Raw genomic sequence first — 21,440 nt, forward strand, 5'->3', positions numbered from 1 at the left:
CGACAATCGGCAGACCCGTAGCCAGGGAGGACCGATGGGACCCGACACGACCGCGTCACCGACGTGGACGCGGGCGCAGGTGCGCCGGACCTCGACGGCGACCATCGCCCTGCTGATGGCGGTCTGGGTGATCGACTACGTCGACCGCACCATGGTGGCGATCGCGCTCCCCTTCATCGGGGAGGAGTTCGACCTCAGCAAGACCGAGCAGGGCTGGCTGATCACGACGTTCGCGCTGGCCTACCTGGTCTTCCAGGTGCCGGGCGGCATGCTCGCCGACCGCTTCGGCGCGAAGCGGCTGCTGCTGGTCTCCCTGCTGCTGTGGTCGGTGTTCACCGCGCTGACCGGGGCGATGTGGGGCTTCGTCGCGCTGGTGGTCGTGCGAGCGCTGTTCGGCGTGGCGCAGGCGCTGTTCCCGGGGGCGTCGTTCAAGGCGCTCGCCGAGCGCACGACACCGGACCGGCGCGCCACCGGGGCCGGGTGGATGCTGGCCTCCAACTCCCTCGGCGCGGGCCTCGCCCCGCTCGTGGTGGCGCCGGTGCTGCTGGCGTTCGGGTGGCGCGACACGTTCTGGATCGTCGCCGGCGCCGGCGCGCTCATCGGCATGGTGCTCTGGGCGCTGCTGCCGCGCCCGCTCCCGGCCGAGCTCTCCGAGCCCGGCGAGCCCGGGGACGCCACCCCGGGCGGGGCCGGGTCCACGCCCGGCATCGGGACCGTCCTGCGCTCGTCCTCGGTGTGGAAGTTCGCCGCGCTGTTCTGCTCCGCGAACATGCTCGTGTACGGCCTGATCACCTGGGTGCCCAGCTACCTGCTGGAGGAGCGGGGCATCCCGTTGCTGAACGCCGGGATCGCCGCGGCGATCCCGAGCCTGGTGATGACCGTGACGACGTTCGTCGGCGGCTGGCTCTTCGACCGGTACTTCTACTACCGGGCGCGGGTGCTGGTGATCCCGGTGCTCCTGGTGGCCGCCGCGATGCTGGTGCTGATGCTGCGCGCCGGCAGCGCGGTGGAGTTCACGATCTACCAGACCCTCGCCATGGGCGTGGCCGGGCTCTCGACGATGAGCGTGCTCGGGATGCCCGTGCGCGCCCTGCCCCGGGCGGTGATCGGCTCCGGGATGGGCGTGGTGAACGTGGGCGGCCAGGTGGCCGGGGTGCTGGCACCGGTGCTGATGGGCGCCCTGGTCGACCGCTTCTCCTACACCGCCGCGTTCGGGTTCCTGATCGGCACCACGGTGCTGAGCGCGGTGATCGCCATCTGGGTGCCGCAACGACCGGAACGCTTCGAGCTCGCGGAGGGGAAGAAGACCGCATGACGACCTACGACCTGGTGCTCGCCGGCGGGCGGGTGATCGACCCGGAGACCGGGCTCGACGCCGTGCGCGACGTCGGGATCTCGGGAGACACGATCGCCGCCGTGAGCGCGGGCCCGCTGGAGGGCCGCACGCGCGTGGACGTGTCCGGCCTCGTGGTCGGCCCCGGGTTCATCGACCTGCACAACCACACCGACGACGTCGCGGGTCAGCGGCTGCGGGCCCTCGACGGCGTCACCACGGCACTGGAGCTCGAGGCCGGGGTGAGCCCGGTGGAGCCGGCCTACCGGACCGCGGCCGCAGAGGGCCGCCCGATCCACTACGGCTACTCGGCGTCGTGGGCCGCGGTGCGGATGCAGGTGGTCGCCGGGCTCGAGCCCACGGCCGACATCGACGGGTTCATGGCGAACATCGGGCGCGCGGAGTGGCAGCGCGAGGCGAGCCCGGCGCAGGTCGAGCGGATCGTGGCGGCGCTGGAGGAGGAGCTGGCCGCGGGCGCGCTCGGCGTCGGCATCCTGGTGGGGTACGCGCCGCGCGTCACGCCGGAGGAGTACCTCGCCGTCGCCGCGCTGGCCGCCCGCGCGGGCCGGCCGACCTACACGCACGCCCGGGAGCTGGTCGAGCAGGACCCGACCACCCCGGTGGACGGCGCCGAGGAGATCACCCGCGCCGCCGCGGAGACCGGCGCGCACATGCACTACTGCCACCTCAACAGCACCTCGGTCCGCCACGTCGACCGCGTACTGGCGCTGGTGGAACAGGTGCGGCGGGAGGGCGCGCGCGTCACCACCGAGGCCTACCCCTACGGCAGCGGCATGACGGGCATCGGTGCGGCCTTCCTCGCCCCCGAATTCCTGCACCGGCGCGGTCTCACCCCGCACTCCATCGGCTACCTCGCCACCGGGCGGCGCATGGCCGACGAGGCCGAGCTGCGCGCGCTGCGCGAGTCCGACCCCGGTGGCGCGGCGTTCGTGCACTTCCTCGACGAGTCCGACCCGGAGGCGTTCGCGCACGTCGAGCGCGCGCTCGCGTTCGACGACGCGGCGGTCGCGAGCGACGCCTCCCCGCTGCTGTGGCGCGGCGGCGAGCGCGACCCGCTGCGCTGGCCGCTGCCCCCCGACGCCGTCACCCACCCCCGCACGGCGGGCACCTACGCGCGGACGTTCCGGATGCTGGTGCGCGAGCGCGGCCTGCTCGACGTGGCCGAGGCGGTGCGGCGCTGCACGCTCGTGCCTGCCGACGTGCTGGGCGCCGGCGTGCCCGCGATGCGGCGCAAGGGCCGCGTCCAGCCCGGCTGCGACGCCGACATCACCGTGTTCGACGCCGAGCGCGTGACGGACCGGGCGACCTACGAGGACACGGCGGCCCCGTCGACGGGCTTCCACCACGTCCTGGTGGCGGGCGAGTTCGTGGTGCGCGACGGCGAACTGCGCACCGACGTGCTCCCCGGCCGTCCGGTGCGGGTCTGACCGACGCACCGCCGGGCCTTTGGCCTCAGGCTCCACCCGGACGAACGGCACTTTCGTCGGCTAGGTACCGACGAGAGTGCCGTTCGTCCGGGTCAGAGCCCGGGCGATCCCGTGCTCGCGCCCCTCGCCCCCCCGTTTTCGCCTCGCGCTCCCGCGGGCGGGCGTGCCGGGGCCGCCGAGCTAGAGCGCCGGGAGCCGGTCGCCCAGGCGGGGGACCGCCTCCAGCAGCTCCTGTGTGTACCCGTGCTCGGGCGCTCCCAGCAGCTGTTCGGTGGGGCCGACCTCGACGAGCTCGCCGCGGCGCATCACCGCCACCGTGTCGCTGACGTAGCGGACCAGGGCGAGGTTGTGGGAGATGAACAGCATCGTCAGCCCGAGCTCGCCGCGCAGCTCGCGGACGAGGTTCAGGATCGAGCCCTGCACCGAGACGTCCAGTGCGGAGGTGATCTCGTCGGCGATGATCACCTCGGGTGCGGCCGCCAGCACCCTGGCGAGGGCGATGCGCTGGCGCTGCCCGCCGGAGAGGGCGCCCGGCCGGGCCGCCGCCAGCCCCGGGTCCAGGTGCACCAGGTCGAGCAGGCGTTCCACCTCGGCCGCGCGGGCCCGCCGGGTGGCGGCGACCGGGCCGACGCGGTCCCGGTTGGCGGTGAGCCCCTCCTCGATCGAGCTTCCCACCGGCATCCGCGGATCCAGCGACGAGTAGGGGTCCTGGAACACCATCTGGACCGCGCGCCTGCGCCCGCCGCGCCTGCCGCGGGCGCGCGTCACGTCCTCCCCGCCCAGCAGCACCCGGCCCGCCGACACGGGCGCGAGGCCGATCGCCGCTCGCGCCAGCGTCGACTTCCCCGAGCCGGACCCGCCGACCAGGCCCACGACGGTCCCGGTGGGCACCACGAGGTCGACGCCGTCGACCGCGGTGACGCGGTGGCGCCCGGAGCCGAACCGCACGGTGAGGCCGTGGAACTCGAGCGTGGTCACGAGGTGGCCTCCAGGGCCGGCGCCGTCGTCGGGCCGACCGGACCGACCTGGGGGTGCAGGCAGGCCACCCGGTGCCCGGCGGCGTAGGGCTCGAGCGGCGGCACCGCCTCCGCACATCGGTCGGTGGCGTGCGCGCACCGCGGCTGGAACGGGCAGCCGGGTGGGCGCGTCGAGGGGTCGGGCGGCCGGCCGGGGATGGTCGCCAGCGGGAGGGTGCGGTCGGCGTCCATCCGCGGCACCGAGGCCAGCAGCGCCCGGCTGTAGGGGTGCGCGGGCCCGGCGAGCAGCGTGCTCACCGGGAGCTCCTCGACGACCCGGCCGCCGTACATCACCAGGACCCGGTCGCACACGCTCGCCACGACGGCGAGGTCGTGCGAGATCAGCAGCAGGGCGGTGCCGTGGTCCTCCCGCGCCTGCTGCAGCAGCCGCAGCACCTGCCGCTGCACGGTGACGTCGAGGGCCGTGGTCGGTTCGTCGGCGATGATCACCCGCGGTCCGGCCATCAACGCCATGCCGATCATCACGCGCTGGCGCATACCGCCGGAGAACTCGTGCGGGTACCGGCGGGCGCGCCGGTGCGGATCGGGGATAGCGACGTCGCGCAGCCGATCGACGGCGCGCTCGTGGGCGTCCGCGCGGGAGCTTCCCAGGTGCTCCTCGGCGACCTCGGCCAGCTGCCGCCCGATCCGCAGCGCCGGGTTCAGCGAGGTGAGCGGATCCTGGAACACCATCGCCAGGTCCGTGCCGAGCGCGCGGCGCAGCGACCGGTCCGGGACGTCGCAGATCTCCTGCCCGGCGACGCTCAGCGCTGCGGCGGTCCGCACGGCGCCCTGGGGGAGCAGGCCGGCCACGGCGAGCGCGGTGAGGCTCTTGCCGGACCCGGACTCGCCGACGATGCCGACGGCCTCGCCGTCGCGCACGTCCAAGGAGACACCGGCGACGGGGACGGTCCACGAGCCGTCGCGCGGGAACGCCACGCGCAGCTCCCGCACCCGCAGCACGTCTCCGTCCGGGCCCGGCGGTGCCACGGCGGGAGGCGGGGCCGCCGGGGGCACGGGGGCGCGGGTGGCCGTGGCGCGCAGCCCGACGGCGGCGGCCGCCGCCTCGCCGAGCAGGGTGAACGCCAGGCCGGCGAGGACGACGGCCGCACCGGGTGCCAGCGCGGCGGCCGGGTTGATGTAGATCCGGTTCAGGCCCTCGCCCAGCAGGCTGCCCCAGTCGTAGGCGGGGCGCTGGACCCCGAGCCCGAGGAAGGAGAGCCCGGCGAAGGCGAGCAGCGCGTTCCCCGCACCGAGGGCGGCGTTGACGACGAGCGGTTCGGCGATGTTGGGCAGCACGTGGCGGACCAGCAGCCGGGCCCGGCCCACGCCCAGCGCCCGCGCCGCCGCCACGTAGTCCTGCCCCGCCACCGAGGCGGCGAGCGTCTGGGTGAGCCGGGCGAACGGCGGCGCGAGGGCGAACCCGATCGCGAGCACGGCGCCCTGGGAACCGACGCCGAAGACGACGGCGAGGAAGATCGCGAGCAGCAGCGCGGGGAACGCGACGGCCAGGTTCACCGCGGCGACGACGAGGCGTCCGGCCCGGCGGCCGAGCACGGCGGGCAGGGCACCCAGCACCACGCCGGACAGGACGCCGATCGCCGTGGCGAGCAGGGCCAGCCCGAGCGAGGTCCGGGTGGCCACCAGCACCCGGGCGAGCACGTCGCGCCCGAGCCCGTCGGTGCCCACGAGATGCTCCGCGGAGGGGCCGTCACGCAGGGCGTCGACGTCGACCGCCTCGGCGGCTCCGCCCCACACCGCGGGCCCGATGACCGCGAGCCCCACCAGCACCAGCACGCCGGCACCGGCGGCCGCTCCCATCGGTGTGCGCAGCAGGCCCCACCAGGGCCCGGTGCGCCCGCCGGCCTGCATCCCCCGCAGCCGCACGCTCATCCCTCCCGGATGGTCGATCGGGGGTCGAACAGCGCGAGCAGCACGTCGACGACCAGGTTGACCAGCAGCACGGCGACGCCGTAGACCAGGACGATCCCCTGGACGAGCGGGTAGTCCTTCTGCGTGATGGAGGCGACGATCGTGGTGCCCAGGCCGGGCCACGCGAAGATGTTCTCCACCAGCACGGTCCCCGCGATCAGCCCGGACAGCAGCAGCCCGCCCACCGTCAGCGCCGCGGTGAGCATGTTGGGCAGCGCGTGGCGCAGGTGGACCAGGCGCGGGCGCAGCCGTTTGGCGCGGGCGGTGCGGATGTAGTCCTGGCCGAGCACCCGCAGCCCCTCGACGCGGACGATGCGGGCCAGTGCCGCGGCCGGTGCGACCGCGAGGGCGATCACGGGGAGCGCGAAGGACTCCGGCCCGGAGAGCCCGGCCACGGGCAGCACGGTGAAGGTGACCCCGAACAGGAACACCAGGCCGACGGCGATGAGGAAGTCCGGGATCGCCGCCAGCACCCCGGTGACCCCGGCGAAGGCGAGCTCGCCGCCGCGCCGCCTGCCGCCGTGGGTGGCGACCGCCGCCGCGATACCCAGCGGCAGCGCCACCACCATCGTCAGCACGAAGGCCGCGACGCCGAGGCCTGCAGTGGCCGGTAGCCGGTCGCCGATGACCTGCGCGACCGGCAGCCCGGAGACGGTGGACGTGCCGAGGTCGCCGCGCAGGAGCCCCCACAGGTGGCCGGCGAACTGCACCGGGAGCGGCTGGTCGAGCCCGAGCGCCCGGGTGCGTTCCTCGACGAGCTCGGGCGAGGCGGTGATGCCGAGCGCGGCGCGGACCGGGTCGCCCGGGATCAGGTGGATCATCGCGAACGACGCGGTCACCAGCACCAGCACCGACACCAGCAGCCGGCCCGTCCGGCGCACGGCGAACTCGAGCCACGGGCCGGCGTGGAGGCCGGTGGGCCGGGCGGCCCCGGCGAGCTCGGTCATCGCCCCAGAGTGGTGTGGAGCACTCCGGGGGTCATCGTCGCCGACGACGAAGAATCAGCTGCTGGTCGGTGGTGGTCGCACAAGACCCCGCCCACGGCCCGCCCCGCAGGCCGGATTCGGTGCCGGGCACGACCGGGCCCGCCGATCTCGGTCGGTTTCGACGATGCGCGTGGTCGCCGCGGTCCCCAGGCTGGGCGGAACCCGCCGCGGCCGGCCTGGAGGAGACGATGAGACGCGCCCCGACCCTCTCCCTCGCCGCGTGCCTCGGTGCGCTGGCCCTGCTCGCGACCGCGTGCGGGGGCGCGGGCGACGGGTCCGCGGACCGGCCGGTGGACGGCGCCACGTTCACCTACGTGATCAGCGCCGACCCCGGGAACCTCGACCCGCACCAGACGGTCCTGTCGGTCACCAACAACTTCAACACGCTCACCTACGACACCCTGGTCGCCCACGACGCGGACAACCGGCCGGTGCCGGGCATCGCCGAGGCGTGGGAGGCCGACGCCACCAGCGCGACGTTCACCCTGCGCCCGGACGTGGTCTGCGACGACGGGACGCCGATGACGGCGTCGGTGGTGCAGGCGAACCTCGACTACCTCAAGGACCCGGCCAACGCCTCGCCGTTGATCGGGACGACCTTCCCGAACCGCGACTTCACCACCACGGCCGACGACACCGCCCGCACGGTCACGGTCACCATGGCGCAGCCCTACGGGTTCCTGCTCGAGTCGGTGGCGAGCGTGCCGATCGTCTGCCCGGCGGGGATGAGCGACCGGGACGTGCTGGCCAGGGGCTCCGCCGGGACCGGCCCGTTCACCCTCACCGAGGCGGTCGCGGGTGACCACTACACGCTCGTGCGGCGGGAGGGCTACACGTGGGGCCCGGGGGGCGCGTCCACCGACGCCGCCGGCTTCCCGGACCGCGTGGTGGTGCGCGTCGTCGACAACGAGGCCACGGCGGCGAACCTGCTGCTCGCCGGGGACGTCAACGCGGCCGCGATCACGGGCGTCGACCAGGAGCGCCTGCGGGTGCGGGGGATGTTCGAGTCGGCGACCGACCGGATCACCGGGCAGCTGTGGTTCAACCACAAGCAGGGCCACCCGGGTAGCGACCCCGCGGTACGCCGCGCGCTGACGCTGGCGCTCGACCTGCACGAGCTGCGGATGGTCATGACGAGCGGGCTCGGGTCGGCGCCCACGGCGATGGCCGTCCTGGAGCCGCGCGGATGCACCGGCGACACCGTGGCGGGCACCCTGCCCGCCCAGGACGTCGCCGCGGCGCGGCGCGCGCTCGACGAGGCGGGCTGGACGCTGGGCGCCGACGGCACCCGGTCGCGGAACGGCACGCCGTTGACCCTGCGGCTGCTCTACAAGAGCGGGCTCGACGACCTGTCCGCCGGCATGGAGCTGCTGGCGCGCCGGTGGCAGGAGAACCTCGGCGTCGTCGTCGAGAGCCGGGCCATGACCGACACCGGGATCATCGAGGCGACGTTCGGCGGCGACGCGTGGGACGTCGCCAACCTCCCGCTCAACGCCTACCTGCCGGTGACCATCTCGCCCTTCGCCACCGGGGCGACGCCGCCGGACGGCTCGAACTACACCGCGATCGACAACCCCGCCTACACCGAGCTGGCGGCCCGGGCCCAGGTGACCGCGGGGGAGGCGGGGTGCGAGTTGTGGAACCGCGCGGAGTCGGCCCTGTTCACCGCGTTCGACGTGGTGCCCGTGGCGCAGGCCCCCACGCCGGTGTTCGGCAGCGGCGCCCGGTTCGACAGCCGCGGCGGCGCGGTGATCCCGACCAGCATCATGATGGTGGCGGCCGGGGAGGACTGAGCGCTACCGCGCGGCGTCGCCGGTGTGCCCCAGCAGGCGCAGCTGCAGCATGGCGGCGAAGCGGGTGTCGGCGTCGTCGAGGTCGATGTGGCCGACCTCGACGATCCGGCGCAGCCGGTAGCGGAAGGTGTTCGGGTGCACGTGCACGGCCGATGACGCGACGTTGACGTCGCCGAAGGCGTCGAGCCAGGCGCGCAGGGTCTTCACCAGATGGGTGCGGTGCGCGGCGTCGTAGGCCAGCAGCTCGCCGACCGGGCCCGCGGGCTCGTGGCCCTCGGCGGCGTCGAGGTCGGCCAGCCGCAGCAGGAGCGACTCGACCTGCACGTCCGCGGCCCGGGCTACGCGGCGTGACGGGGTGCCGCTGCTGCCGGCGCTGCGCAGCACCCGCAGCGCCCGGTCGGCGTCGTCGCGGGCGCGGGTCAGGGTGGTGATGTCGGTGGCGAGCCGGCCCACCCCGATGAAGCCGGGGGAGCGGGCGCTGGTGCGCTGCAGGAACCCCGCCGCGATGGCGACGACGCGCTCCTCGCCCGCGCCCGCCTCGTCGCGCGGCACCGGCACGATGCCGTAGGCGACGCCGCGCAGGGCGGCGACGACCGCGTCGGGGTGCAGTGCGGACAGGTGCACGGCGAGCGCGTCGGCGGCCCGCTGGCGCTCGGTCTCGCGGCGGGCCAGGGCGAGGGTCTCCGGCTCACCGTCGCCCTCGGGCAGGCCCAGCGCGAGCACCACGAGCGGCCGGTCGGCCAGCCCGAGCCGGGCCAGCGCGTTGCCGGCGTCCGGGCCGCCCTCGAGCGCCGTGGCCACCAGGTCGGCGACCAGCCGGCGCTCGACGTCGGCCCCGGCCCGCATGCGCAGCAGGTGCAGGGCCACCAGCTTGGCCGCGTCGACGAGGCTCTGCGCCCGCGCGGGGGAGAGCGCACCGGGTACGGCGGCCCAGATCGAGCCCAGGATCTCGTCGCCCGCCCGGACGGCGACCGCGGCGCGGCCGAGGGAGACCTCCGGCATGCCCAGGTCGTCCGGGCTCACGAACACCGGCCCGTCCTGGGCGTAGAGGCGGCGGAAGGCGCCGCACTCCTCCAGCCTGCGCATGTAGCGGTCCGGGACCTGCCGGCCCAGGATCGTCTCGATCCGGCTCTCGTCGGCCTCGTCCTGGCGGCCGGAGAACGCGAGCAGGTGCGAGCTGCGGTCCTCGATGGTGATCGGGGCGTCGAGCAGGGCGCTGACCGCGTTGGCGAGTGCGAACAGGTCGCCGGCCGGCACGCCGCCGAGCGACTCGGGCTCGGCGCCTGCGGCGTCCGCGCCCACGTCGCCCTCGCCGAGCAGGGCCCGCAGCAGCGCGGCCAGCTGGTTCCAGCTGGCCCCGCGCGTGAGCCCGAGCAGCACGGTGCCGGTGTCGGCGGCCAGGGCCGTGAGCCGGTCGTCCACCGGCACGGGCGCGCGCACGACCACGCCCGCGCCGCCCTGGTCGGCCACGCGGCGCAGCAGCGCGGCGATCTCCGCGGCGTCGTCGACGCCGACCGCGAGGACCAGCGCGCCCGGCGGCAGCACCGGCTCGTCGCAGGGGTCGTGGATGACCACGCCGCCGACGCCGTGCGCGGCCGCCGGGCCGTGCGGGTCGCCCGCCGCGACGTCGAGCAGGGTGGTGCCCAACCGGTCCAGGACGCGACCGAGGCCGGCCCGGGGCCGGGACGGCGGTGAGGGAGATGCCACCGCACGCCCGTTCCGGTCACGATCCACAGCGCCACCGTAGCCGCGCACCGCTGCGCGACGGGAGCGGTCAGCGCAGCGGCAGGGACTCCCGGGCCGTGGTCATCGCGTCGAGGAGCTCGGGCACCGGCTCGACCCCGAGTCCCGGCCCGGTCGGCACCGGCAGGTGACCGTCGTCGAGGACGAACGGCGCGGTGAGGTCGGTGGCGTAGTAGCGGTCCGACGCCGACGTGTCGCCGGGCAGGGTGAAACCGGGCAGCGCGGCCAGGGCCACGTTCGCGGCCCGGCCGATCCCGGACTCGAGCATGCCGCCGCACCACACCGGCACGCCGTGCGCCACGCAGACGTCGTGGATGCGCCTGGCCTCCAGGTAGCCGCCGACGCGCGCCGGTTTGACGTTGACCACCGCGCACGCCCCCAGCCGGATCGCGGCGGCCGCCGTGCGGGCCGAGGTGATCGACTCGTCCAGGCAGATCGGGGTGCGCACCAGCCGGGCCAGCTCCGCGTGGCCCAGCACGTCGTCCTCGTCGAGGGGCTGCTCGATCAGCAGCAGGTCGAACGGGTCCAGCCGCGCGAGGTGGCGGGCGTCGGAGACGGCGTAGGCGGTGTTCGCGTCGACCTGCAGCGCAATCTCGTCCCCGAAGCGCTCCCGGACCGCGCGCACGGGCTCGACGTCCCAGCCAGGCTCGATCTTGAGCTTGATCCGGACGTAGCCCGCGTCGAGGTAGCCGCCGACGGTGTCGAGCAGCTGGGGGATCGAGTCCATGATCCCGACCGAGACCCCGCACGGCACCCGGTCGCGGGCGGCCCCCAGGAACCGCCCGAACGACTGCCCGGCCGCGCGCAGCTCCGCGTCGAGCACCGCGGTCTCCAGGGCGGCCTTCGCCATCCAGTGGCCTTTGAAGGGGCTCAGGACCCGCCCGACCGCGTGCGCGTCGAGGTCGGGCACCGCCGCCAGTGCCGGGACGAAGAAGCGGCGCATCACGTCCGCCGCCCCGTCGACGTACTCCGCCGAGTAGCGCGGGTCGACGAGGGTGGCGCACTCGCTCCAGCCCTCCGAGTCCGGGGTCGTCACGCGGACCAGCAGCAGCTCGCGCACCGTCTGCGTGCCGAACGACGTGCGGAAGGGCGCCACGAGCGGCATCGCCACCCGCCTCAGCTCGACGGACGTCAGTTTCACCGCGTGGGCCTCCCCGGCTCGTCGGAACGGTCGATCACGTACCAGCCCTCGCGCGCGAACCCGGCGACGCGGGCCCCCTCGCTCAGGGCGTCCCCGAGGACCTCGCGCAACGCGCGCCGCCAGCGCCGCGCCAGGTCCGGGCGCTCCGCGCGCAGCGCCTCGACGTCCGGTGGCACCGCGGCGAGGGTGAGCGGCCGGGCGCGCTCGGGGGCGGGCGCCACCCGCGGTCCGCCCGCGGGGTCCACGGCCAGCGCCTCGGCCGCCCCGGCGGCGCGCAGCGCGGCCTCGTCGACCGTCCGCGGACGGCCCGCGCACGCCGCCTCGACGCCGGGCGCGGTCAGCTCCCACCTGGTCAGCAGCCGGTCGGTCGCGTCGCCGCCGTTGATCGAGTCCTGCATCGGCCCGTAGAAGTCCGGCAGGTACTCCGCGGCCACCGCCCCCAGCTTCGTGAGGTTGAAGTGCGCGTTGCGCCGCACGAGCGGGTCGAAGGTCCAGGTGATCGTGGTGATCCCGCGCGCGAGGGCCCATGCGCGCTGGTGCAGCTTGAGCGCGTAACCGACGTGGCGCCACCGGGCGGGCCCGGCGACACCGGTGATGTGGCTGTGCAGGGCCGTGCCCGACGGCGCCGCGAAGAACCCGACGGTCACGCCGACCAGCTCGGCCCCGGTGTAGGCGCCGGCCAGGTAGTTGCCCGCCTTGCCGAGCGCGCGCAGCAGCTCCGTGGTGACGGGCGGGTTCGCCGGATCCGGGCGCCAGATCCGGTCCACCAGCGCGTGCGCGGCGTCCATCGCGGCGACGTCGGTGAGCTCCCGGATGCTCACACCGCTCCGGCGCGCCGCGCGCTCGGCGTCGGCGATCGCCTGCGCGAGCCGCGGTTCCCGCACGGGGGCGGCCAGGTCAGCCACGGCCGCCACCGGCCAGCACGGCGGTGACCAGGCCCGCGAGCAGCGCCGTCCGCCGGGGCAGCTCGGCCACCCGCACGTGCTCGTCGTCGGCGTGCGCGCCCCCGCCGACGGCGCCGAGACCGTCGAGGGTGGGCACGCCCGCACCGGCGGTGAAGTTCGCGTCGGACGCCCCGCCGACGGTCACGCCGTCGAGCGGGTCCAGCCCGAGCCGGGCCGCGACGTCGCGGGCGAGCGCGAAGAGCGTCGCCGACGACTCCGGGGACAGCGGTGGCCGGTTGGGGCCCCCGGACACGCTCACCCGGGCGCCGGGCACGGTGGTGGGCAGCGCGCGGACGGCCCGGTCGACGCGCTCCTGCTCGGCGACCGAGAGGACCCGGACGTCCACGGCGAGCCGCGCGCTCGCCGGCACGGTGTTCGTGGTCGTGCCCGCCTGCAGCACGCTCGGGGTGACGGTGGTGGCCCGCGCGGGGTCGGCGAGCGCGGCGACGGCCAGCACCTGGTGGGCCAGCTCGATGCCCGCGTTGACGCCCTTCTCGGGCTCGAGGCCCGCGTGCGCGGCCCGTCCGGACACCGCGATCTCGTACATCGATGCGCCCTTGCGGCCGGTCTTGAGCGCCCCGCCGTCGGCGCTCGCCTCCAGCACGAACGCCGCGTCGCAGCCGCGCGCCTCCTGGCGGATCAGCGCCTCCGAGGACGGCGAGCCGACCTCCTCGTCCCCGGTGACGAGCACGGTGACCCCGTCCAGGTCGTGCCCGTCGGCGCGCAGGGCGGCCAGCGCGTGGAAGGCCTGCACGAGGCCGGCCTTCATGTCGAAGCACCCCGGGCCGGTGGCGATGCCGTCGCGCACCGACCACGGGAGGGTGGCGAGGGTGCCGATCGGCCAGACGGTGTCGTGGTGGCCGAGCACCAGCACCCGGCGCGGGCCCTCACCGAGCCGCCAGCGCAGGTGGGTGCGGCCGTCGACGACCAGCCGCTCGCCCGCCGCACCGAGCGCCGCGGCGCCCTGGCCCGCGACCACCTCGGCGCTCGCCGCCACGGCGGCCAGGTCCGCCGAGGGCGACTCGCACCTGACGAGCTGCTCGAGGTCGGCGAGCATCGCCGGCAGCGCGGCCTCGAACCGCGCGGTGGTGAGCGCGCCCGCGGGAGCGGCCATCACGACCGCCGCTTCGGGTTGGCGCGCACGCCGTAGTGCACGTACTCGCTGCCGTCGGGCAGCCGGTAGAACGTCACCGGCGTCCACGTCTCGACGCCCGGCGCCCGCATCACGAACAGGTCCTCGGCCACCGGCACGAGGTCGTACTCGTGCGTCGGCTCGCCCAGGGCCGCGGCCACCGGGCCGGTGCTCGTCGTGCGCAGCACGAGCGTGCCGTCCCGCTCGAACACCTCGCTGGTGACCGACGTCCGCTCGTAGACGCCGGTGTAGCGGTCGGCATCGACGGGAGGCGGGTCCGCGGGCGGAGCGAGCGGCGCCGGCATCGCCAGGTCGGCGGTCTCGGCGAGGACCTCCCGGTACAGCTGCTGGAACAGGTCCCGGGCGTGCCCGCCGTTCGTCAGCAGCACCACGGCGATCCCGGCGTCGGGCACGACCCGCAGGAAGGCCGACTGGCCGATCGTGTTGCCGTCGTGGCCGATCACCCGCCTGCCGTCCCAGGTGAACCGGATCCAGCCCAGCCCCCAGGAGTCGCCGAGGGTGTGCCGGTCGGGCAGCTCGAACTGGCACTCCTGCATCGCGGCCACCGACGCCGCGGTCAGCACCGACGTCCCGTCGGGGGCGGTGCCGCCACGCAGGTGCATCGCGGCGAACCCCGCCACGTCCCGCGGCGTCGCGTTGACCAGCCCGGCCGGCCCGGCCGAGCGGGGCAGCAGCCAGACCGGCGTCGGGCGCGGCTCCTCGTCGGGTTCGCCGACGTGGCCCACGGCGACCCGTCCGAGGACGGCCTCCTCGGGCAGCGTCGAGGTGTGCGCGAGGCCCAGCGGGGCGGCGAGGCGCTCGCGCAGCGCCGCGTCCCAGGTCAGCCCGGTCAGGACCTCGACGACGCGGCCGGCGAGGATGAACCCGGAGTTGCAGTAGGAGAAGGTGGCACCCAGCGGGTGGTTCTGGGCGGCGCCGTCCAGCTGCCGGACGTAGGCCTCCACGCAGTCGTCGCCGCGTCCGGTGTCGGTGAAGATGTCGCCGTCGATCCCGCTGGTGTGGCTGAGCAGGTGGCGCATCGTGACCTTCTCGGTCACCTCGGCGTCCCCGGCCCGGAAGTCGGGCAGGACGTCGGTGATCGGGGCGTCGAGGTCGATGCGGCCCTCGTCCACCAGCTGCATCACCAGGGTCGCGGTCCAGACCTTCGTGATCGACCCGATCTGGAAGGCCGTGTCGGGGGTGACCTCGACGCCGGTGGCGCGGCTCAGCACGCCGTGGGTCGCCTCGACGAGCTCGTCCGCGCCACCGGGGCCGGAACCGAGGCGCAGGACGGCCAGGCCGGCGCCCGGGACCTGGCACCGCTCGGCCAGCTCGCCCAGCCGGCGCTGCCAGTGCGCGGCGTCGAGGGCGCGCCGCCCGCCGACGTGGCGCTCCAGCCAGTCGAGGATGCGGTGGCCGTAGTCGCTGCGGTGCGACGGGCGGCCGTCGAGGATGAACAGGTGTGACGCGCCCGGGTAGAGCACGAGCCGGGCCGGGACGCCGCGGGTCCGCAGGGCGCTGAACCACTGCTCGGCCTGGCCGGCAGGGCAGCGCTCGTCGGCCAGGCCGTGCAGCACCAGCGTCGGCGTGCGGACGTGCTCGACGTGCTCGATGGGGGACTGGGCCCGCACCCGCTCCGGCGCGTCGCCGAACTCCAGCGAGGCGAGGCCGTGGCCGAGGTCGCTGGTGCCCGCCAGTGCCCGCAGGTCGACGACGACGCCACCGGCCACCGCGGCCGCGAAGCGATCGGTGCGCCCGGTGAGCCAGCACGTCATGTAGCCGCCGTAGCTGTAGCCGCTCACCGCGAGCCGGTCCGGGTCGGCCACCCCCTCGGCGACGAGCTGGTCCAGCGGGTCGAGGAAGTCGCGCTCGTCGGCGAGGCCCCATGCGCCGACGGCGCCGGTGTAGAAGTCGCCGCCGTAGCCGTCGCTCGCGCGCGGGTTGAGGGTCAGCACCGCCCAGCCGCGCGCGGCCAGCGCCTGGTGGTAGGAGTGCGCGGCGTCGGCGGCCGGGTGCCAGGCGTTGTGCGGCCCACCGTGGACGTCCAGCAGCAGCGGGGCGGGCGAGGACGCGGCCGGGTCGCGCAGCAGCCAGCCGTGCACGACGGAACCGTCGTGCACGGTGAACTCCCGCGGCTCGGCCCGGAACAGCGTGACGTCGGGGAGGGCGTCCGCGGTGTGCGTGGTCAGCCGCGTGAGCGCACCGGTGCCCAGCTCGACGACGGCGACCTCGCCGTACGCGTCGCCGTCGGCGACGACCACCGCCGCCCGGTCGGCGTCGCGGGCCACCGACAGGCCGGACACGACCACGTCCGCGCCGGTGAGCACCGGACGCGGTGGCGAGCCGCTGTCCACATCCGTGGCGTAGACGTGCGTGCATCCCCGGTCGCGCACGCAGAACACGACGGTGTGCCCGTCCGCGGCGAGCTGCGCGGCGCCACCGGGGTAGCCCGGCCCGCCCGGCATCACGTTGCGGTCCAGCGGCGCGGCGAGGTCGACCGGGTCCGGCGCGGCAGTGGCGGACCCGGCGTCGGCGGGGACCCGCAGCAGCCCGGTGTGCCCGATCGCCACCTCCGGCGTCCCCGTCACGAGCAGGTGTTCGCCTTCGCGCGTCCACACCGCGAGCGCCGCGGTGCCCCGCGCCGGGCCGACGCGCCGCGGCCCGGCCCCGCCGCGAGCCGCGTCCACGTCGAGCACGTGCACGGCCGAGGCCAGGGTGAGGTCGGCGTCCGGCTCGGGGGCGGCCGCGAACGCGAGCGTGCGCCCGTCGGGGGACCACGCCGGGTGCCCCGCGTCCCAGTCCCCGTCCGTCAGCTGCCGGACGGTGGCGGTGGCGAGGTCCAGGACGTGCATGTGCCGACGGCGGGTGCGGCGCAGCCCGGCGCCGTCGACCTTGTGGTCGAGCCGGTCGACGACGACCGGCGCCTCCTCGCCCTGCGCGCCCCGTTCGACCGGCGCCACGAACGCGATCCTGGTGCCGTCGGGGCTCCACACCGGCGGGCCCGCACCGTGCGGGAGCTCCGTCAGCGGCTCGGGTTCCCCGCCGTCGAGCGCGAGCAGGTGCAGCTGCGCTCCGTCGGGGGTGCGGCGCAGGAACGCCACCCGCCGCCCGTCGGGCGCGATCGCGGGTGCGGTGTCCGCGTCGCCGCGGGTGAGCCGCACCGGCGTGCCGTCGCCCCCGGTCGCGACCGCCCAGAGCGAGTACCGGTCGGCGTCGGCCGCCACGTCCGTCGTGCGGAGCACGTACACGACCAGTCGGCCGTCCGGGGAGATGCTGGGCGCGCTCGGCAGCGGCACCTGGTGGACGTCGTCGACCTCGAGCGGCGTTCCCATGAGCAGCAGCCAACCCGCTCCCGCGCATCCGGTCTTCGTGCTCCTCGACGAAGTTCGGGGTGCGGCGTTGTGCCCGAGCGCTCGTCGTCCCTGCGCCGTTTGGCCGCGTTCTGCGAGGGAACCCGCTGCTCACGCTGGTCTGTGCGCGAGCGGACGTGCACGGGCGGACCGCTGACGGAGACGCGATGCTGAACCAGAACGACCGGCGGAGGCTCGAGGCGATCGAACGTCAGCTGCGGGACGACGATCCCGAGTTCGCCCGCCGCTTCTCCCAGTGGCCGGACGACGGGCCGCGCCGGTGGCGCTCCTGGCCGGCCCTCGTGCTCGCGCTGAGCGGCCTGGGGTTGTTGCTCGCGCTCGCGGTGCTGAGCCCCGCCCTCTTCCTGCTCTCGGCCGGGGGGATGACCGCGGGCTGGGTCGGGTTGGCGCGTCGTCGTCGTGAGGACGGCGATCCGCCCGACAACAGTGCGCCGCTCTGGTAGACCGTTCGGCTGCATGCCCGAGGGCATCCGGCGCTCCCGGCGGTGAGGGACGGCACAGACCCGGAAGTTGTAGAGCACAACTAACGGCGTACTGTTGTTGGTAGCAACCAACTGGGAGAACGGCGTGATCACCACTGCGACCGCGGACGAGCTGATGGACGTCCTGCGCACCATCGTGCGCGCGAGCCGGAGCGCGCGGCAGCTGCCCCTCGAGGAGGACCTGCCGGGCTGGACGGTCGCGGTGCTCAGCCTGCTCGCCCGCGAGGGGGAGCAGCGCCTGGGCGCGGTGGCGGCCCACCTCGAGGTCGACCCGTCGGTGGCGAGCCGCCAGGTGGCCGCACTGGAGCAGCTGGGGCTGGTGCTGCGCAGGCCCGACCCCGCCGACCGGCGCGCGCAGCTGCTCGCCGCGTCCGACGCGGGGCTGGCCACGCTCGCCGAGCACCGGGGCCTGCGCGCGCGCTGGGTGGCCGACGCCCTCGAGGGCTGGGACGACGCCGAGGTCTCCCACCTGGTCGCCCGGCTCGACCAGTTGGTGCACGACCTGCACCACGCCCTGAGCGAGCGGAACGAACCCGCGCTGCGGACCGCCGCCCGCCAGGCCTCCTGACCCGGGCGACGCAGCCCTACCGCACCCACGCACGTGACCTGCCCGAGGAGAAGGACTTGACCACGTCCAGCCAGGGGACGTCCGCCCCGCCGGCGAGCGCCGCCCGACAACCGGCCGCCGCCGAGGAGAGCGGCCGGATGACGCACCGGCAGACCCTGGAGGCGCTCTCCGGGATGTTGCTGGCGATGTTCACGGCGTTCCTGTCCTCGACGATCGTGTCGAACGCCCTGCCGACGATCATCACGGATCTGCACGGCACGCAGAGCCAGTACACGTGGGTGGTCACGGCGACCCTGCTCGCCTCCACGGCGACCACGCCGATCTGGGGCAAGCTCGCCGACCTGTTCAGCAAGAAGCTGCTCGTGCAGCTGGCGATCACGATCTTCACCGTCGGCTCGATCTTCGCCGGGTTCTCCCAGTCGGTCGGCACGCTGATCGCGTGGCGCGCCCTGCAGGGCCTCGGCCTGGGCGGCCTGCAGGCGCTGATCATGATCGTGATGGCCGCGATGATCAGCCCGCGCGAGCGGGGCCGCTACACCGGCGTGATCTCCACGGTCATGTCGGTGGCCCCGGTCGCGGGCCCGCTGATCGGCGGCGTCATCGTCGACACCGACTGGCTCGGCTGGCGGTGGTGCTTCTGGGTGGGCGCGCCGCTCGCCGTCCTCGCGCTGATCGTCGTGCAGCGCACGCTCAACCTCCCCGTCGTCAAGCGCAAGGTCAGCATCGACTACCTCGGCGCCGCGCTGATCGCCGGCGGCGTGTCGGCCCTGCTGATCTGGGTGACGCTCGCCGGGAACCAGTTCGCCTGGGGATCCGGCACCTCGCTCGGGCTGGCCGGGCTCGGCGCCCTGCTGATCGTGCTCTTCCTCGTCGTGGAGTCGCGGGCGAAGGAACCGGTCATCCCGCTGCGGCTGTTCCGCGACCGCACCACGACGCTGGCCACGATCGCGAGCATCTCCGTCGGTGTCGCCATGTTCGGCGGCGCCGTCTTCCTGGGCCAGTACTTCCAGATCGCGCGCGGCTACTCGCCGACCGTCGCCGGCCTGCTCATGCTCCCGATGATCATCGGCTCGACGATCTCGGCCACCGTCTCGGGCTCGCTGATCACCCGGTTCGGGCGGTGGAAGGGCTACCTGGTCGCGGGTGCGCTGTTCATGCTCGGCGGGTTCGGCCTGCTGTCGACGATCGACCACGACACGAGCATGGTGCTGGTCGGCGCCTCGCTGTTCATCCTCGGCTCCGGCATGGGCATGCTGATGCAGAACCTCGTGCTGGCCGTGCAGAACTCCGTCGCCGCCACCGACCTCGGCTCGGCCACGTCCACCGTCACGTTCTTCCGCTCGATGGGCGGCACGGTCGGGGTGTCGGTGCTGGGCGCCATCCTGGCGGCGCGGGTCACGACGCTCACCACCGAGGGGCTGGGCGCGGCCGGGATCACCGCGCCGCCCGGCGGGGTCGGTGAGGTCGGGATCGGCAGCCTGAACGAGCTGCCGCCCGCACTCGCGGGCATCGTGCGGGCCGCCTACGGCGACGCGACCGCGCAGATCTTCCTGGTCGCCGGTGCGCTCGCGGTCGTCACGATCCTCGCGGTGCTGTTCATCCGGGAGGTCCCGCTGAGCACCGAGACCGGCCTGGAGCGGGAGCGGTCCGAGGCGGGGGCGCCCGGCGCGGCCACGGCCGGCACCGAGCCGGTGCCCGCCGTCGCCGCCGCGGCCAACGGGCGAGCCCGCGCCGGGTGGGACACGCCTGCGCAGGCCATCGCCCACGCCCCGGACTTCCGGCCGGGGGCGGGTCACCCCGCGCCCGGCAACGGGACGCACACCGTGGGCGCGCAGCACGCCGTGCCCACCACCGCCCCCACCGCGCCCGCCACCTCGCCCGCCGCCGAGCCCGCCGGCGAGCGCCCCTCGCCGCGGCCCACGCCCGGGCCCGGCATCCACGGCACCGTGTCGCGGGGTGACGGTGCCGGCCTGGGCGGCGCCGTCGTCACGGTCGCGGACCAGGGCGGGCGGCACGAGACGAGCACCACCACCGGTCGCGACGGCGCGTACCGGCTGACGCTGCCGACCGGGGGCACCTACCTCGTCGTCGCGGCGTCGGGCGCCTACGAGCCGCACGCGGCGCTGGTGCCGGTGGCCGACCGCCCGGCCCGCCACGACATCGCGCTGAGCGGCACGAGCGGGGTGCAGGGCGTCGTCACGTGCGCCGGCCCCGGCGGCGAGACCGTCCCCGTCGTCGACGCCGCGGTCACGCTGATCGACGTGCAGGGGGCCGTCTCCGGTGCCACCGCCACCGACGCCGCGGGCCGCTACCGGCTGCTGGGCGTGCCGCACGGCCAGTACACGCTGGTCGCCGCGGCGCCCGGCCGCCCGCCCGCGGCGGCGAGCGTCCGGTTGAGCGCCGGCACCCGCACCGAGCGCAACCTCGCGCTGCCCGCCCGCGCGGTGTTGCGCGGCAGCGTCACCGCGGCGAGCAGCGGGGCTCCGGTGGGGGAGGCGCTGGCCACGCTCGTGGACCCCGAAGGCGGCGTCGTCGCGTCGGCGGTCACCGGGCCGGACGGGACGTTCGAGTTCCCCGACCTGGCCCCGGGCACCTACACCCTCACCGCGCGCGGGTACGCGCCGGTCGCGCAGGTGGTGCAGGTGACCGCCGGGTCGGTGGCGACCGCCGCCGTCGCGCTCACCGCGCCGGCCACCGGCCACCCGCAGCCGGCCCCGGCCGAGGCCAGGAGCCTGCGGTGAACGGGGGCGCGGTCACCGGGAGGCTGACCACGCCGGACGGCTGGCCCATCGCGGGCGGCACCGTCACGGCGGTCGATTCCACGGGCGGGCAGGGCGCGCGGACGACCAGCGGCGACGACGGCCACTTCCTGCTCGACGGGCTCGCCACCGGCGCGTACACCCTGGTCGTCGCGAGCGCCGGGCACGAGCCGGTGGCCAGCTCCGTCGCGGTGGCCGACGGCGGCATCACGCCGCTCGGCGTGCTGGAGCTGGCCCGCGCGGGCGGCGCCGTGCTGCCCGCGCCGGGCACGTGGACGATCGACCCGCAGCACTCCAGCATCCGGGCCACCGCCCTGCACCTGGGGATGAGCCGGATCCACGGCCGGGTGCGCCGCTTCGGCGGCCGGATCGAGGTGGCCGACCCGCTGGAGGGCAGCTCGGTCGAGGTGACGATGGACCCGGGCAGCGTCCACTCCGACGACCCGGACCGCGACGCCCACCTGCGCAGCGCCGACTTCCTGGACGTCGAGCGCCACCGGGAGATCGGCTACAAGAGCGAGGGGCTGCGGCGCCTCGATGCCGAGCACTGGATCCTCGACGGGGTGCTCACGCTCAAGGACGTGAGCGCGCCGGTGCCGCTGCACGTCGTCTACGGCGGCACCGGGCCGGACCTGTTCGGCGGGGTGCGCGCAGCGTTCTCGGCCAGCACCGAGATCGCGCGCGACGACTTCGCGGTCAGCTGGAACCAGTCCGTGCTCTCCGGCGTGCTGGCGGTCGGGCGGACGCTGCGCATCGAGATCGACATCCAGGCCGTCCGCTCCTGACCCCGGG

Annotated in this window: 15 protein-coding genes; 7 read left to right on the forward strand and 8 right to left on the reverse strand. The window is 75.5% G+C overall.

Features of this window, described 5'->3' with window-relative positions:
• Window positions 1-34 precede the first annotated feature (34 nt).
• Window positions 35-1,315, forward strand: a complete 1,281-nt coding sequence (locus tag FB558_RS22725; RefSeq protein ID WP_142056421.1) for an MFS transporter — start codon at window positions 35-37, stop codon at window positions 1,313-1,315.
• Complete coding sequence (locus tag FB558_RS22730; RefSeq protein WP_142056422.1) at window positions 1,312-2,781, forward strand: amidohydrolase family protein; 1,470 nt, start codon at window positions 1,312-1,314, stop codon at window positions 2,779-2,781. Before FB558_RS22725 ends, FB558_RS22730 begins: the two co-directional genes overlap by 4 nt.
• A gap of 180 nt (window positions 2,782-2,961) precedes the next feature.
• On the opposite strand, the gene FB558_RS22735 is transcribed toward FB558_RS22730, so the two are convergent.
• Genes FB558_RS22735 through FB558_RS22745 form a run of 3 tightly spaced genes read right to left on the reverse strand, consistent with a single transcriptional unit; the run spans window position 2,962 to window position 6,676 of the window.
• Entirely contained in the window at window positions 2,962-3,759 is a 798-nt protein-coding gene (locus FB558_RS22735) for an ABC transporter ATP-binding protein (RefSeq protein ID WP_142056423.1), read from the reverse strand.
• Complete coding sequence (locus FB558_RS22740) at window positions 3,756-5,690, reverse strand: dipeptide/oligopeptide/nickel ABC transporter permease/ATP-binding protein (RefSeq protein WP_246106673.1); 1,935 nt, start codon at window positions 5,688-5,690, stop codon at window positions 3,756-3,758. Before FB558_RS22740 ends, FB558_RS22735 begins: the two co-directional genes overlap by 4 nt.
• Window positions 5,687-6,676 carry an ABC transporter permease gene (locus tag FB558_RS22745; RefSeq protein ID WP_142056424.1) on the reverse strand — a complete coding sequence of 330 codons (990 nt, stop codon included), beginning with the start codon at window positions 6,674-6,676 and terminating at the stop codon, window positions 5,687-5,689. Before FB558_RS22745 ends, FB558_RS22740 begins: the two co-directional genes overlap by 4 nt.
• Window positions 6,677-6,903: 227 nt before the next feature.
• On the opposite strand from FB558_RS22745, the gene FB558_RS22750 reads away from it, so the two are divergent.
• The gene (locus FB558_RS22750; protein WP_142056425.1) at window positions 6,904-8,508 is read left to right on the forward strand and encodes an ABC transporter substrate-binding protein; all 1,605 of its coding nucleotides are present in this window, start codon (window positions 6,904-6,906) and stop codon (window positions 8,506-8,508) included.
• A 3-nt stretch (window positions 8,509-8,511) separates the two neighbouring features.
• On the opposite strand, the gene FB558_RS22755 is transcribed toward FB558_RS22750, so the two are convergent.
• From FB558_RS22755 to FB558_RS22775, 5 genes are all read right to left on the reverse strand, one after another.
• Window positions 8,512-10,215 (reverse strand): PucR family transcriptional regulator, encoded by a 1,704-nt coding sequence (locus tag FB558_RS22755; protein ID WP_142056426.1) that lies wholly within the window; start codon window positions 10,213-10,215, stop codon window positions 8,512-8,514.
• Window positions 10,216-10,282: 67 nt separating this feature from the next.
• Window positions 10,283-11,392 carry an o-succinylbenzoate synthase gene (menC, locus tag FB558_RS22760; protein ID WP_142056427.1) on the reverse strand — a complete coding sequence of 370 codons (1,110 nt, stop codon included), beginning with the start codon at window positions 11,390-11,392 and terminating at the stop codon, window positions 10,283-10,285.
• Window positions 11,389-12,297: a GNAT family N-acetyltransferase gene (locus FB558_RS22765; protein ID WP_246106674.1), complete on the reverse strand. Its 909-nt coding sequence runs from the start codon at window positions 12,295-12,297 to the stop codon at window positions 11,389-11,391. Before FB558_RS22765 ends, menC begins: the two co-directional genes overlap by 4 nt.
• Window positions 12,290-13,393: a M20 family metallopeptidase gene (locus tag FB558_RS22770; protein ID WP_211366778.1), complete on the reverse strand. Its 1,104-nt coding sequence runs from the start codon at window positions 13,391-13,393 to the stop codon at window positions 12,290-12,292. The genes FB558_RS22765 and FB558_RS22770 overlap by 8 nt, the downstream gene beginning before the upstream one ends.
• A 56-nt stretch (window positions 13,394-13,449) precedes the next feature.
• Entirely contained in the window at window positions 13,450-16,800 is a 3,351-nt protein-coding gene (locus FB558_RS22775; protein WP_142056428.1) for a serine hydrolase, read from the reverse strand.
• Between the two features lie 185 nt (window positions 16,801-16,985).
• Here FB558_RS22775 and FB558_RS22780 point away from each other — a divergent pair, with 185 nt between their 5' ends.
• From FB558_RS22780 to FB558_RS22795, 4 genes are all read left to right on the forward strand, one after another.
• The gene (locus FB558_RS22780) at window positions 16,986-17,282 is read left to right on the forward strand and encodes a DUF3040 domain-containing protein (RefSeq protein ID WP_142056429.1); all 297 of its coding nucleotides are present in this window, start codon (window positions 16,986-16,988) and stop codon (window positions 17,280-17,282) included.
• Window positions 17,283-17,406: 124 nt separating this feature from the next.
• Complete coding sequence (locus FB558_RS22785) at window positions 17,407-17,889, forward strand: MarR family winged helix-turn-helix transcriptional regulator (protein WP_142056430.1); 483 nt, start codon at window positions 17,407-17,409, stop codon at window positions 17,887-17,889.
• A gap of 56 nt (window positions 17,890-17,945) precedes the next feature.
• Window positions 17,946-20,630 carry an MFS transporter gene (locus FB558_RS22790; protein ID WP_246106675.1) on the forward strand — a complete coding sequence of 895 codons (2,685 nt, stop codon included), beginning with the start codon at window positions 17,946-17,948 and terminating at the stop codon, window positions 20,628-20,630.
• On the forward strand, window positions 20,627-21,433 hold the full coding sequence (locus tag FB558_RS22795) for a YceI family protein (RefSeq protein ID WP_142056431.1): 807 nt from the start codon (window positions 20,627-20,629) through the stop codon (window positions 21,431-21,433). Before FB558_RS22790 ends, FB558_RS22795 begins: the two co-directional genes overlap by 4 nt.
• The last annotated feature ends 7 nt before the right edge of the window (window positions 21,434-21,440 follow it).

Source organism: Pseudonocardia kunmingensis (assembly GCF_006716445.1).
Classification (GTDB): domain Bacteria; phylum Actinomycetota; class Actinomycetes; order Mycobacteriales; family Pseudonocardiaceae; genus Pseudonocardia; species Pseudonocardia kunmingensis.

Bases quoted from the DNA above. Each gene is read 5' to 3' on its own strand.
- FB558_RS22725 (WP_142056421.1), top strand. From the start codon at position 35: ATGGGACCCGACACGACCGCGTCACCGACGTGGACGCGGGCGCAGGTG.
- FB558_RS22730 (WP_142056422.1), top strand. From the start codon at position 1,312: ATGACGACCTACGACCTGGTGCTCGCCGGCGGGCGGGTGATCGACCCG.
- FB558_RS22740 (WP_246106673.1), bottom strand. From the start codon at position 5,690: ATGAGCGTGCGGCTGCGGGGGATGCAGGCCGGCGGGCGCACCGGGCCC.
- FB558_RS22745 (WP_142056424.1), bottom strand. From the start codon at position 6,676: ATGACCGAGCTCGCCGGGGCCGCCCGGCCCACCGGCCTCCACGCCGGC.
- FB558_RS22750 (WP_142056425.1), top strand. From the start codon at position 6,904: ATGAGACGCGCCCCGACCCTCTCCCTCGCCGCGTGCCTCGGTGCGCTG.
- FB558_RS22770 (WP_211366778.1), bottom strand. From the start codon at position 13,393: ATGCTCGCCGACCTCGAGCAGCTCGTCAGGTGCGAGTCGCCCTCGGCG.
- FB558_RS22775 (WP_142056428.1), bottom strand. From the start codon at position 16,800: ATGGGAACGCCGCTCGAGGTCGACGACGTCCACCAGGTGCCGCTGCCG.
- FB558_RS22780 (WP_142056429.1), top strand. From the start codon at position 16,986: ATGCTGAACCAGAACGACCGGCGGAGGCTCGAGGCGATCGAACGTCAG.